A 13,356-nucleotide genomic window follows, 5' to 3' on the forward strand; every position below is an offset into this window, starting at 1 on the left:
TTGTTGTTGGAGGGTGCCGTGACACCCTACCCCACTAGACCGATCGCAACCAACTCCCCTGCACGGAACTCACGCGGTTTCGCCCACTGCTCTTGGCTTCGTACAACGCTTGGTCGGCATCATTCAACCAGTGTGTCGAATCCGCATGGCTCGGTTGATACGGCGCCAGGCCGATGCTCAAGCTCGCGCGCAACGTCGGGTCCTGGGCGTAGGCCAAGGCGTTGAAGCGGTCGCGCAGCGCATCCATCACTTCGGTGGCGCGGTTGAGAGGCATGCCCGGCAGGATCACACAGAACTCGTCGCCACCGTAACGCCCGGCGAGGTCGGTGGCGCGCAGGTTCTGGCGCAGGACTTTACTGAGTTGGCGCAGGACGATATCGCCGGTGACATGGCCGTAGGTGTCGTTGATGATCTTGAAGTGATCAATGTCGATCAAGGCAATGGCGGCGCCGGCGCAACCCCGGCGGCAGCGCTGGAATTCAAGCTCAAGGTGGTCTTTCCAGGCGCCATGGTTGAGCAGTCCGGACAGGCTGTCGGTGCGGCTCAACGCCAATAGCTCGCGCTTGTGTCGCGCCAGCGTCACCGCCTGGCGGTAGCAGATCCAACCCAATGCCAGCGGATACACCATCAGGATTGGCAGGCAGGCGTAAAGCTGAACCTGGGTGGTCACGGCGATAAAGGCCGGGGCGAACAACAGCCACGAGGTGCCGATACCCAGCGCCTGCGCCACCCACCCGGCCAGCATGAAACGGGGGCCGCCAATGGCCACGTTGTTCATGGTCATCATCGACAAGGTGGTCACACTGGGCAACGGGTTGAAGTGCATGGCACCGACCCAGAACCCACCGCAAAAGGAATCAAACAGCAGGTTGCGCCGTTCGCTGCGCAGTGCGTTGGTGGTGCGCACGCTCAGTTGAAAAGCCAGGTGCGGCCAGACAAACGCGTTGATCAGCATCCACGCCCACACCCACCCGGCAGGGTCCAGGGGATACATCCCGAACACCACGCACACCAACCCGAGCGTCAGCCCAAGCAGGCGGGATCTGTACAGCCGTGAAGCGAGCGGAAGTCCGGTTCCTTCTGCAGCTGACATGGTGAGATGAAATCCTGAGTGAATGCCAGGAGTCTATCAGGGCACCGGCAATTAGCCACTACCGCTGATAAGCTCGGCGTCCTCAGTGGGCAAAGCCCCGCGCCAGCATCAGCGCCACGCCCAGCAGCAGCACTGCCGTGATGCGCTGCAACACCACACGCCGCTTGGGGTCTTCCAGCACATGCTTGATGCGCTGGCCGAAGTAGCAATACAGGCAGCCGCTGGCGAATTGCAGCAGCAGGAACGTCAGCCCGAGGATCGCGATATCCAGCGTCGAACGGTGCTCGCCGGTCCCGGCAAACTGGGGGAATACCGCGCTGAACATGATGAGGGTCTTGGGGTTGGAAAACCCGGTCAGCAACCCTTTGCCAAACAGGTTGCGCGCAGCTTCCACGTGACCGATCCGGTCGATCACCACGCCGCTGCTGGTCCACTGTTTGTAGGCGAGGTGAAGGATATACGCCACGCCCACCACCTGGATTGCCTGCGTGATGACAGGGTAGCCCTTGACCAGCTCGGAAAAGCCCACGGCAAAGATCAGGATCGATATCAGGTACGCCACACTCGCGCCGATCTGCGCCGGGATCGAACGGCGCAGGCCGTCGCGCAGGCCCAGGCTCAACAGCATCAGGGTCATGGGGCCGGGGCTGAACGTCATGGTTGCGCTAAACAGCAGGAAGTACAGAAACGAAGAAAGGGTTAACGCACTTGTCATGGCCGGGGACCTGGGGAAGAGAGCCTGCAGTCTAGGCATTTGCCCTTGCACAAGGCAGGTAAAGTGAGGCCTAATCCGCCCGAACTTCACCGGTAAAATTACCAGTAAAGATAAGGAAGTCGCATGTTCGTATCGGCCATTGCCTTTGTCGAGGGCACCCCCAAGGTGCAACAGATCGTCGAGGCATTCAGCCGGGCCATCGAAAACGGCGAATGGGCTGCCGGCAGCAAGTTGCCCTCGGTGCGCGAACTGACCCAGACCCTGGGCGTGAGCAAGTTCACCCTCAACGAAGCCCTCGACCGCCTGCGCGGGCGCAATCTGCTCACGTCCAGCCAAGGCCGTGGCTATTTCGTGACCGTGGACCGCGTCCATACGGCCACGACAAACTGGGTTGATTTGCTGCCTCAGGACCTGCTCAGCGTATTGCGCCGCCCCCTCGCAACGGTCTACGGCGAACTGCGCCCCGGCGGCGGCCACTTGCCCGAGGCGTGGCTGGACAGCGACGCCATTCGTCAAGCCATGCGCAGCGTGGTGCGTGCGCCGTCGTTGCGCATCGCCGGGCTGGGCACGCCGGCCGGGCTGCTGCCGTTGCGCCAGGCGCTGCAACAGAAGCTGCACGGTGAAGGCCTGTCGGTGCCGGTGGACCAGATCATCACCACGCCAAATACCGTGCAAGGCCTGGACATGCTCATGCGCTTGCTGGCACGGCCCGGCGACACCGTGCTGCTGGATGCGCCGTGCTACTTTAACTTCCACGCCAACCTGGCGCTGCACGGGGTCAAGGTGGTAACGATCCAACGCCGGCCCGATGGTTTTGACTTCAATGCCCTCGAACAGCTTTTGGCTGAGCACCGCCCCAGCCTGTACCTCACCACCGGCATACTGCACAACCCCACCGGCCATTCCTTCAGCCCCGGCCAGGCATTTCGCCTGCTGCAACTGACCCAGCAATACGCTTGCCATATCGTCGAGGATGACCTCTACGGCGACCTGCACCCCACCCCACCGCCGCGCCTGGCCGCGCTCGCCGGCCTGGACCAGGTCACCTACCTGTCGGGTTTTTCCAAGACCCTCAGCGCCAACGCCCGCGTCAGCTTCGTGGTCGCCGCACCGCAACTGGCGGCCAACCTGACCAATATGAAGCTGATGAGCGGCGGCGTGACCTCCGAGCTGTTCGAGCAGATCGTGTACCGCATGCTCAGCGAAGGCAGCTACGCCAAGCACCGCAAGCGCATGGTGCAGCGCTTGATGGAGGCCGGTGGACGGGTCGAACAATGGCTTAAGCGTTGCGGCTGCGAACTGCCCATGGGTTATGAGGGCGGAATGTTCATCTGGGCGCGCCTGCCGCCCGGAATCAACGGCGAGCTTCTGGCCCAGGCGGCCTTGAAACACGGCATGGTGCTGGCGCCCGGTGCGCTGTTCGGCTATGACGCGGCGCACCGCGACTCGATGCGTTTTAATGTGGCCCACAGTGATGAGCCGCAGGTGCAACAGGTATTCGAAGCGCTGTTGCTCAGGGCTTCCCATGGCCCTTGAGCCTGCCGTAACCGACCAGCCACAACTCGCGCATCCCTGCGTGTGCCCGATTTTGCTTCGTCATGTATCTCCGTTATAGCCGGATACACTGCAATACAAAGGGCACAAGGCAAGGCCGTCGCCAGTGGCTAGACTGCGCTCCACTGAGTATTTAACGAGGCAGGCAGCATGGATCATGTCGATCACATCCTGATCGTCGATGACGACCGGGAGATCCGCGAGCTGGTAGGCAACTACCTGAAGAAAAACGGTATGCGCACCACCGTGGTCGCCGACGGCCGCCAGATGCGCAGTTTCCTCGACACGACACCGGTAGACCTCATCGTGCTGGACATCATGATGCCCGGCGACGACGGTTTGCAGCTGTGCCGCGAGCTGCGGGTGGGCAAGCACAAGGCCACACCGGTGCTGATGCTCACTGCGCGCAACGATGAAACCGACCGCATCATCGGCCTGGAAATGGGCGCCGACGACTACCTGGTCAAACCCTTCGCGGCCCGTGAACTGTTGGCGCGCATCAACGCCGTGTTACGCCGCACACGCATGTTGCCGCCGAACCTGCTGGTCAGCGAAACCGGGCGCCTGATCCGGTTTGGTCGCTGGCGACTGGACACCACCGCGCGCCATCTGCTCGACGCAGACGGCACCCTGGTGGCCCTGAGCGGCGCCGAATACCGCCTGCTGCGGGTGTTCCTCGACCACCCCCAGCGCGTGCTCAATCGCGACCAGTTGCTCAACCTGACCCAAGGCCGCGACGCCGATCTGTTTGACCGTTCCATCGACCTGCTGGTGAGCCGCCTGCGCCAACGCCTGCTGGATGACGCCCGTGAGCCGGCCTGTATCAAGACCGTGCGCAGTGAGCGCTATGTGTTCTCCTTGCCGGTGGAAATCCTCGGGGCCGATCAATGACGCCACGGTTTATGAGACTGCGCTTGGGCTGGCCGCGCACGTTGGCGTCGCAGTTGTCACTGATCTTCTTGATCAGCCTGGTGTGCGCCCATGGGTTGTCGTTCAGTGCGCAGTTCTACGAGCGCTATATCAGCACGCGCACCGCCATGTTGGGCAACCTGGAAAACGATGTCTCCACCTCAGTCGCCATCCTCGACCGTCTACCCGCCAACGAACGCGCCAGCTGGCTGCCGCGCCTCGACCGGCAGAATTACCGGTACCTGCTCAATGCCGGAGAAACCGGCGAGCCGATGCGCAGCGACGATATGCCCATGGCCGCCACCTCGATCGCGGACGCGCTGGGCGAACACTACGCGCTGACCTTCCGTGACATCCCCGGCCTGCAAAAGCATTTCCAGGCGCACCTGACCCTGGCCGATGGCAGCCCGATCACCCTCGACGTGCGTCCTGCGGCTATGCCCGTCGCCTACTGGCTGCCCGTGGTGCTGGTGCTCCAGCTTGCGCTGCTGCTGGGCTGCACGTGGTTCGCCGTGCGCCTGGCCATACGCCCCCTGACCCGTTTGGCGCGGGCGGTAGAGACCCTCGACCCGAATGCCCACCCCACTGCGCTGGACGAAACCGGCCCAACGGAAGTCGCGCATGCCGCCGCCGCGTTCAATGCAATGCAACAGCGCATCGCCGAATACCTCAAGGAACGCATGCAGATTCTCGCGGCGATTTCCCATGACCTGCAAACCCCGATAACCCGCATGAAATTGCGTGCCGAATTCATGGAAGACTCCGCCGACCGCGACAAACTCTGGAGCGACCTCGGCGAAATGGAACACCTGGTGCGCGAAGGCGTGGCCTATGCGCGCAGCGTTCATGGTGCCAGCGAAGCCAGCCACCGAATCAACCTCGATGCGTTTCTCGACAGCCTGGTGTTTGACTACCAGGACATGCACAAGCAGGTGAGCCTCTCCGGTAAAAGCGCGGTGGTACTCGACACTCGCCCCCACGCCCTGCGCCGGGTGCTGGTGAACCTGGTGGACAACGCCCTGAAGTTCGCAGGCAGTGCAGAGCTGGTAGTGGGCTCGACGACAAACGGGGAATTGTCGATCAAGGTGCTGGATCGCGGGCCGGGGATTGCCGAGGACGAACTGGTGCAGGTGATGCAGCCGTTTTACCGGGTGGAAAGCTCTCGCAATCGCGGCACCGGTGGTACGGGCCTGGGGCTGGCAATTGCACAGCAACTGACCGTCGCCATAGGCGGGTCGTTGACCTTGAGCAATCGTTCGGGAGGTGGATTATGTGCCGAGATTCGCCTTGGGTTTTAAGCCGTGGGGAACTTGAGCTGCTCAGGTGCGCGTCCGGGTGTGGCTGCTGAGTTAGACGCTACAGCCTGAGAGTTTGAAAGGGGCGCATTGAGCCCCCCTCATTATTGATAATATTTAACCGTCCGCCGTCGCTAACCCATTGACCTAAAATATTTATCGCACACTAAAAACTGCACTAGCATATGTGCAATACCGTACAAACTTCCCCACAACACCCCCCTCTCCCCTCGCTCCGCCCCCCCGCAAATAAAGTGGCGAATGTTAAAATTTGTCACGTTTTAGCGGAATCAATTCGATTAGTATCTAAACGCTGGCAGCGAATGAACTGACGGCCTTGCATGCCGGAAAAGGGAGTAGGTGATGCATTTTTCCAACGTCCTCGCTATTGCACGGACTCAATCGAAATCGGAGGACTTTCGGGAGTTTATAGTTCGCACTGTAACGGATGATTTGAAAGTCGATACACGTTACTACGAACAACTCATTGACACCCAGGAAAGTCACGGTGATTACCGCGCAATCATCATAGAAATTGACACACCCTCGGCCAGTAGCCAGACACTGGACATAATAAGAAAGACCAGAAACAACAATCCCGGCTGCACCATATTTGTCGTTGTCACCTTTGCCTCAACCCTGAGCAAAACAAAATACTACCTGGCAGGCGCGGATTACTGCATCAAGGTGGTCGACACCCCCCCTGAGAAAAAATTGAGCCTGTTTGATGCATTCCTCAGCGAGAGTGCACGACTGAATCAGTGTGGCTTGGTACTCGATCAAGACCGCATGTGCATTTATGGCGACGGCAAAAAACTGGAAATATCCTTTGTTGAAATGAGTGTATTGGAAGCCCTTATCCAACGGCGACTGCTCAGTCACAACGAGATCGCCGCCGTCATGGGTTTGAATACCAAATACTACGACTCCAGAGCGATGGAAAAGTCTATCAGCCGACTGCGCAGTAAAATCAAGGCGCACTACGGTGAAAACATCATCCAGAATATTCGCGGTTATGGGTACAAACTAAGCCGGGGTCTTATATGCACCGGCCATTTCCAATCCGCCAAGGAGCGGTCGAATCGTGAATAGCGAGAAAATCCCCCCTGCCCACTCGGTGGACTTCAACATTGTCAGGCAGGCTATCGTTGATCGCAGCCATGCACTCTGGGGCAGTGAAATCCGCATAGCGTGGCCGCACACTCGCGCGTTACCTGAAACTGCCTATAAGGAAGCGCTACACCGTATAGATGTACGGCGCAGCGTCTCCCCTCCTTCGCGCAGTCATAAGTTCCTGCACATTGACCAAGCCGCCTTAATGAACGCAGACCTGCACAAACAAATTGTTCAGACTGCCCAATCACTGGAGAAGCACAGCCCCCCCTTGACCCTCTGCATCGACAACCCTCTGGATGCCCTGCCCAGCCCGGTTGAACGCAGGGCCATGGTGCGCCAGTTATATAAATTGAAAGACCAATGCGGCATCACCCTCGCCTACAACAATTACAGACTTGATACAAAGCAGGCCGACCTGCTGATCGATCTCGAACTCTACAACTACATAAAAATGCCCTTTCCGGATTCCGCCCTGCGGCTGAGCCTGAATACACGCTCCGACCTGTTCGATCGGCTCTACGACCGCATGCTGGCGCTGATCAATACGGCGCGGGTGTGCTTTATTGCCGACACTGTCGAGTTTGCCGACAGTGCGCTGCTGGCTAAACACCTGCCTTTCGAATACTTTCAGGGCGGTTATTACTCCCCTGCTGACTGCCTATAACAACTGCACCTTCCTACTCTCGGTGGACACTATGAGCTCCCTCAAGAAATACGCCTTCACGCCCACACTTCCTGCTATCGCATTGCACGACTTCACCCCCAATGCCGAGTTGTTCCACTACGATGTAAACGCAGCGGCGACAAGCCAGGCAGACGCTGAACAGCTGTTATTCAACCCACGGTCTGCCAGCCCCAATGCCACCCCGCGCCTGAATACCTACAGCATTACCCATACCCGCCTCTTACCCTCACACCCTTTTAACGCTGTGAGACAAGAATCCAGAATGCCCCTGCCAAAGGATCATGACAGCGCGCCGAATAACCATACTCCGCCTCCGGAAATAAACCCTGAGCGCACTCAGCAGTACCCACAGGATTTCTGGCTGCTGACCCAACATGATCGCACCCTGGTCAAGGGCGGCCTGCGTATTTCATTGACCACCATTGAATCCGCGCTGATTAAAAAAATGCTCCACCATGAAGAACGCGTGGTCAGCAAAGAAGAGCTGATCCGTAATATAGGCCGCGAACCCGAGTTATATCGCGGGTTGGAAATGTGCCTGAGCCGGCTGCAGGAAAAGTTCAAGCGCGCCAACGACGGTGAGCGTTTGTTTCGCGCCGTCAGAAACCGTGGTTATTGCCTGACGCAAAAAATCAAGAAGCCGCTCGAGCTGGCTCAGCCACGCCGTTAACCATATAAAAATAACGATCACTTTATCACTCACCCTGCCTATTAACACACGCTTATACCCGTCCTTTTATAACACTCCCTGCTGATCACATTACGCCGACCTTGTTATAAGTCGTCAGCCAATGCCCCCTGCCCTTCATTACTATCCATGGGTACGCGCCTGCGCGTGCCTGTTGTTTTAGTGCGGTATTGCGCCGCGTGATCAAGCCCTGCCACCACGTGTGTGGTCACCACCGGGAGCAGAACTATGCTGAATAATACTAGAATGCATCGCCACCTGACCCCTAAGGGTTTGACGTTCTGGGGCCAATGGACGCTCGCATCGGGCTTAGTTGTAACACTGTTGTTTATGTTGGTGTCTTTGAAGACCGGCCAACTTGATTATAACTATCGGATCCTGGCGGCCTTCACCCTACTCGCGTCGCTACCGGCTTATACCTTCTGTGATGTCTACAGCAAGAAAGATGACTATGGCGTGGGCCTTGGGCGACTGTTCATGGGTTGGTTACTTACCGTGGGTATCGTGTTCGCGGTGGGTGTTGCCTGCAATGCCAGTTCATTGTTTCCCCTGGAGATTCTGCTGTTGTGGGGCGCTGTCAGTTACCCACTGTTGGCGCTGTGCTATATCCCCTTGCACAGCCTGTCGCGGTATTACCATCGGCAACTTTACCAACGGCACAAGTCATTGATCGTGGGCACCGGCAAACTCGCGGTCGACCTTGCTAACACCTTGTCTCGCCAGAAACACTCGCCGTTGGTGGGTCTGGTCGGCAGCCACACCGAGGCAGCCCAGGACGCACACCCACAGATACTCGGCGAGCTGCCGCAATTGCCGCACCTGATCCGGCAACACGGTATTCGCCGGCTCTACATCACTCACTCATTGCAGGACGCGACCCACATCGAGGCGCTCTACCTCAACCTGCTGGAGATCAGCGTGGATGTGATCTGGGTGCCCGACCTCAACAACATGCTGCTGCTCAATCATTGCGTGGCCGAAGTCGATGGTCTGCCGGCGATCTTCCTCAATGAAAGCCCGCTGACCAGCCGCCCCACTGCGGCCCTGAGCAAGTCGTTGCTGGACAAGAGCCTGGCCTTGCTGGCGATCCTGGTGTTGAGCCCGTTGTTGCTGCTGTTTGCGCTGTTGATCAAGCTCACCTCCCCCGGCCCGGTGATTTTCAAGCAGGACCGCCATGGCTGGAATGGCCAGGTGATCAAGGTGTGGAAGTTCCGCTCGATGCGCGTGCATGACGATCACGAGGTGCGCCAGGCCAGCCGCAACGACTCACGCATCACCCCGGTCGGCCGGTTTATCCGCCGTACCTCCATCGATGAATTGCCGCAGCTGTTCAACGTGCTGCAGGGCAATATGGCCCTGGTCGGCCCGCGTCCCCACGCGATTGCCCACAATGACTTCTACTCGGGGAAGATTCACGCCTACATGGCGCGCCATCGCATCAAGCCCGGCATCACCGGCCTGGCGCAGGTCAGTGGCTGCCGGGGTGAGACCGAGACCCTGGAGAAGATGCAGCGGCGCGTGGATATCGACCTGCATTACATCAATACCTGGTCGCTGTGGCTGGACATCAAGATTCTGCTGAAGACGCCGTTTACGCTTTTATCCAAGGATATCTACTGAGCGCTGGAGCTTGTCGAATCGTCCCGTTGGACTGCGCAGCAGTCCTATTTTAGGGCCGCTGCGCGGCCCAACGGGACGGTGTGACGATTCGACAAGCTCCCTCGCCACAGGTACAGTTTTCGCCCTTAACTGACCGGCATTAGGGTTTGCTCCCTCCCACACTTGAACGCGACCCCACCCGTTACTCCGTGATCTTGTCGATGTTCTGGTAGAACAGTTCACTGTCGCGTCCATCCGTCATCGAATGCAGCGAATACGCGCGATTCAAGCGTGCCCCGCCATCGCGGGTCAGCGGTGCCCACACCAGGTTGGCACGGCGCATGGTCGACAGGCTCATCAACTCATCGAACGGAATGGACAGGTAGAGGCCCTTGTCGAAGCTGCCTTCGCCAAACGCTTCCTTGGACACGTTGGTACGGGTGATCCACGCGCCGATACGCACACCGTTGTTGAATTGCCGCGACAGGTCCAACGTTGCGCCCCAGTCCCTGGCCAAGTAGCGGCCGACGCTCAACGCACCCTGCAGGTTGAACGGCAGGTCGGTATAGCCGGTGATATGGCCGGTGACCGTGCGGTAATCGCGCAGGCTGAAATCCTGCTCGAAGCCACGTTGGCGCACATAGTTCAGGTCCGCGCCCACTGCCCATCCCTTGCCCATCGGCCGGTACAGCACTTCACTGCCGACCCCGGCATACATCGACTCCAGCAAACCGCCATAGACCATGCCGTACACGTCCTGATCCAGGCGCTGCGCATGGTTGAGTTGGAAGGTCGGCAACGTCACGTCGGCGCTGGTCATGTACTTGCGCAGGTCGGTGCGTACCCGTGGCAAACCCGTGGGTGCATCGTAGGTAAAACCGTCGTAGTTGTTTAGCAGGTTGACGCTCAACATGCCGCTCCACCAGGTCGTGCGAGTGAAGCGGTATTCGCCGTCGAAGTCGGCGGAAACCTGATAGAGCAAGCCGTCCGGCCCGCCGACGTTCTGTTTGTAGCCCAGGCCTGCGCCATAGCTGAAGGGTGTCGGCGGCTGGGTGTAGAGCACCGTTTGCGCGCGCTCGCTGGCGCGATTGACCTCGACCTGGCGGTGCAGGGCCTGCAGATCTTCACGGTGGTTGACCACCTCGCGAAAGGTCTCGCGGGGCACGCTGGTTTCCTCGATGCCCATGGCATAGCGTTCGCTGACCAGGGTGAACCAATCGATCTGGTCATTCACGCTGTTGTCGAGGATCCGGCTGGCGCGCCCCACCGCCTTGGCGCTGTAGAAATAGCGCTGCTGTTCGCCATACACCAACAGCTCCGGCCCGCGTTGCGTGATGCGTTGCACGGTGTAGCCGGCATTGTCGTGCAGGCGCTGGGATACTGCGGCCCAATCAACCTGGTCCAGCGGCGTGGTCGGTGCCTTGGCCGGCAATTTGGGTGCCGGTGGGTCGTAGGTTTTCACCGGAGCCTTGCGGCTGACGAAATTGGTGTGCAGGGTGACGCCGAACATCGCGGTATTACCCCGCTCCCAGGCAGCACTCAGGTCGATGGAATCGTCGAGCTTATAGACCATACCGACGTTGACCGGCGAATCCTGGCGAAAGCGGTTGTCCCGCGGTTCGTTCTTGTAGTCGTTGCCTTCCACTTCGAGCTTGAGGCTCAGCGGCGCCCAGGGCGTCTGGTAGGCGATGCCGCCAAACAGCGCGGGGCGGCCGCGAAAGTAGCCATTGGAAAAACTGCCGGAACCCTCGGCGGTGGGCCGCTCGTCGAAACGATCGTCCAGCGCGCCCAACGGGTTACCCAAGTCACCCCGGCTGCCCAGGTAACCCCAGGCGATACCGGCGCTGAAATCGAGATCGCCGTAGCGTTTGCTGGCCACCAGGTATTCGCTGGAAAACAGCCCGGTGCCACCCAAGTCCATGAACCCCAACGCCACTTGGGGCAGCCAGTGGGTCTCCTGATACAGGCGCACCTTGGCGTCGACAGCCTTGTCCTTGTAACTCTGGCCGCCGCTGAACGACTCGGCGCCATAGGGACGGTTGGTGATCGCGGTGTAGCGAAAGGTGCCTTCCAGCCAGTCCAGGGGCTGCGCCGAAAAACTGTAGCGGCTGTAGGGTTCGGTGCGGTTGGCATTGACGCTGAGTTCGCCGGTGGGGGCCATGCGCGCGGTGGGGGTTTGCAGCAAGCCCACGCCGCCGAAATCGCTTTGGGTGTAACGGGGATCGCCATGCACGACGCCACAGGGCACCAGCAGCACGGCCGCAATACATAATTTCAAGGCGTGACCTCGGCCAGGGGTTGGGTGGCGAGAAACTCAGCCAATTGCTGATTCAGTTCAGGCGTGGGCGGGTCCAGGTCGTCGCTGCGGATCGGCACCAGCAACGTGCTGCCGGGCGCGGGCGGCGCGCCCTCCTCGCGGTTCCAGGGTGCAATGCCCAGGCGCGTGACGTGCCCGTCGGGCTGGATCAGCCACAGGTAATCGGTGTCCGCCGCCTTCGACGCCGGGCATGCGTCGAGGTAGGCGCTCCCCTGCTGCAACGGCGCAAATGCCAAGGTGCACGCACCGGCAACCGCGCCCAGTACCCGCACGCTGTCGGGCCTTGGCGGATACACCAGGCGGTCGCCACTACTGACCGGCAGGTTTGGCGCAAACCCCACTTCCACCGCTACCGGGTCTAGCACCGCCGCCTGGCGGCCGGTCACCGGCAACGCCTGCACTTGCTGATAAAGCTGCGCCGCTGCACGGGCCCGATCTTCGCGCCCTGCCACCAACGCGGCCTGGCGCAGGGTTTGCAGGTCGAACAACACACCGGCCTTGAGCCGTGCCTGGGCTTCAAGCAGAGGCTGATGCAACCAGGCAGCCCCGAGCCAATAGCCTTGGGCATCCGGTTGCGAAGCAGTGATCACATCCAGCAAACGCGCGTCGGCTTGCAGCACCACAGGGCCTGGGTTACGCACCTGGCCGCTGACCGTCAGGGTCGCGGCCAGGCACAGCGGGGCGCAGCCACATAACAGCAGCAGCGCCCCGAGTCGTCGAACAATCATCGGGCGTCCTTGCGGGTCGGTTGCAGTTGGGTGATGGTCAGGCTCAGGTCGGGCGTGAGGTGTTGCTCGCTCTGCACGATAAAACCGTTCACCGGGTCCACCCAGTAGCGGTTGCGGGCGTGAAAACCGGCCGCCTCCACGTCTTCGTCAATCCGTAACAGAGCGTAGGGCTTGTCCAGAATCTCGAGGGTTTCGATGCCCTTGCGCGTCAGGCGGCTGGTGACCGTAATGCCCATCCGATAGCCGCCCACCAGGTCGATCTGCCGTGTGCTGAGGTAGCCATCCGGCACCCGGTGCAGCCCTTGCTGAAAGGGCGATTGCCCCTGCCAACGCGTGCCATCCAAGTCAGCCCCGAGGCCGACCGTGCGCACCACCAGGCCGTCGCGCAGCATCAGCACTTGCTTGCCGGACGCGACCCAGAATTGCAGGTCGTCGTGCTGGCGAATCAGCGCCATCACGCCTTCGCTGGACACTGTGGTGACCTTGATCTGGGGAAACGGCACCGCATCCACTTGGGCTTGGGTCAACCCCAGCGGCGCAGGCCCGGCCACGGCGGCCTTAAAGGTATCGAGAGAGGCCGTCATCAACGGATTACAACCAGCCAACAGCCACGCCAACCCCGCATACGTAGCGATTTTCAGAGTGTTCACGCAGGTT

12 protein-coding genes are annotated in these 13,356 nt (G+C 60.1%); 7 read left to right on the forward strand and 5 right to left on the reverse strand.

Annotated features, from left to right (window positions below):
- Positions 1-34: 34 nt before the first annotated feature.
- Both QCBJ_RS10755 and QCBJ_RS10760 read right to left on the reverse strand, forming a co-directional pair.
- Positions 35-1,093 (reverse strand): diguanylate cyclase, encoded by a 1,059-nt coding sequence (locus QCBJ_RS10755; protein ID WP_046034688.1) that lies wholly within the window; start codon positions 1,091-1,093, stop codon positions 35-37.
- A gap of 82 nt (positions 1,094-1,175) precedes the next feature.
- Positions 1,176-1,808, reverse strand: a complete 633-nt coding sequence (locus QCBJ_RS10760; RefSeq protein WP_102060792.1) for a LysE family translocator — start codon at positions 1,806-1,808, stop codon at positions 1,176-1,178.
- Between the two features lie 123 nt (positions 1,809-1,931).
- On the opposite strand from QCBJ_RS10760, the gene QCBJ_RS10765 reads away from it, so the two are divergent.
- The 7 genes from QCBJ_RS10765 (at position 1,932) to QCBJ_RS10795 (ending at position 9,675) form a co-directional block, all read left to right on the forward strand.
- Complete coding sequence (locus tag QCBJ_RS10765) at positions 1,932-3,344, forward strand: PLP-dependent aminotransferase family protein (RefSeq protein ID WP_012724799.1); 1,413 nt, start codon at positions 1,932-1,934, stop codon at positions 3,342-3,344.
- A 168-nt stretch (positions 3,345-3,512) separates the two neighbouring features.
- The gene (locus QCBJ_RS10770) at positions 3,513-4,253 is read left to right on the forward strand and encodes a response regulator (RefSeq protein ID WP_102060793.1); all 741 of its coding nucleotides are present in this window, start codon (positions 3,513-3,515) and stop codon (positions 4,251-4,253) included.
- Between the two features lie 11 nt (positions 4,254-4,264).
- Complete coding sequence (locus QCBJ_RS10775) at positions 4,265-5,569, forward strand: ATP-binding protein (RefSeq protein ID WP_102060794.1); 1,305 nt, start codon at positions 4,265-4,267, stop codon at positions 5,567-5,569.
- Between the two features lie 360 nt (positions 5,570-5,929).
- Positions 5,930-6,658: a winged helix-turn-helix domain-containing protein gene (locus tag QCBJ_RS10780; protein ID WP_102060795.1), complete on the forward strand. Its 729-nt coding sequence runs from the start codon at positions 5,930-5,932 to the stop codon at positions 6,656-6,658.
- On the forward strand, positions 6,651-7,346 hold the full coding sequence (locus tag QCBJ_RS10785; RefSeq protein ID WP_046034683.1) for a hypothetical protein: 696 nt from the start codon (positions 6,651-6,653) through the stop codon (positions 7,344-7,346). Before QCBJ_RS10780 ends, QCBJ_RS10785 begins: the two co-directional genes overlap by 8 nt.
- Positions 7,347-7,377: 31 nt before the next feature.
- A complete protein-coding gene (locus QCBJ_RS10790; RefSeq protein WP_102060796.1) occupies positions 7,378-8,037 on the forward strand; it encodes a helix-turn-helix domain-containing protein in 660 nt (219 codons plus the stop codon).
- 246 nt (positions 8,038-8,283) lie between these two features.
- Entirely contained in the window at positions 8,284-9,675 is a 1,392-nt protein-coding gene (locus tag QCBJ_RS10795) for an undecaprenyl-phosphate glucose phosphotransferase (RefSeq protein WP_102060797.1), read from the forward strand.
- Positions 9,676-9,856: 181 nt separating this feature from the next.
- Here QCBJ_RS10795 and QCBJ_RS10800 read toward each other — a convergent pair whose 3' ends face one another.
- From QCBJ_RS10800 to QCBJ_RS10810, 3 genes are read right to left on the reverse strand one after another with little or no spacing between them, the layout of a single operon-like run.
- Positions 9,857-11,932, reverse strand: a complete 2,076-nt coding sequence (locus tag QCBJ_RS10800) for a YjbH domain-containing protein (RefSeq protein ID WP_102060798.1) — start codon at positions 11,930-11,932, stop codon at positions 9,857-9,859.
- Positions 11,929-12,699, reverse strand: coding sequence for a capsule biosynthesis GfcC family protein (locus QCBJ_RS10805; protein ID WP_102060799.1), 771 nt, complete (start codon positions 12,697-12,699; stop codon positions 11,929-11,931). Before QCBJ_RS10805 ends, QCBJ_RS10800 begins: the two co-directional genes overlap by 4 nt.
- The gene (locus QCBJ_RS10810) at positions 12,696-13,349 is read right to left on the reverse strand and encodes a YjbF family lipoprotein (protein WP_371916664.1); all 654 of its coding nucleotides are present in this window, start codon (positions 13,347-13,349) and stop codon (positions 12,696-12,698) included. Before QCBJ_RS10810 ends, QCBJ_RS10805 begins: the two co-directional genes overlap by 4 nt.
- Between the last annotated feature and the right edge of the window lie 7 nt (positions 13,350-13,356).

The sequence above is a fragment of the Pseudomonas sp. QC2 genome (genome assembly GCF_002859085.1).
Taxonomy (GTDB): Bacteria; Pseudomonadota; Gammaproteobacteria; order Pseudomonadales; family Pseudomonadaceae; genus Aquipseudomonas; species Aquipseudomonas petroselini.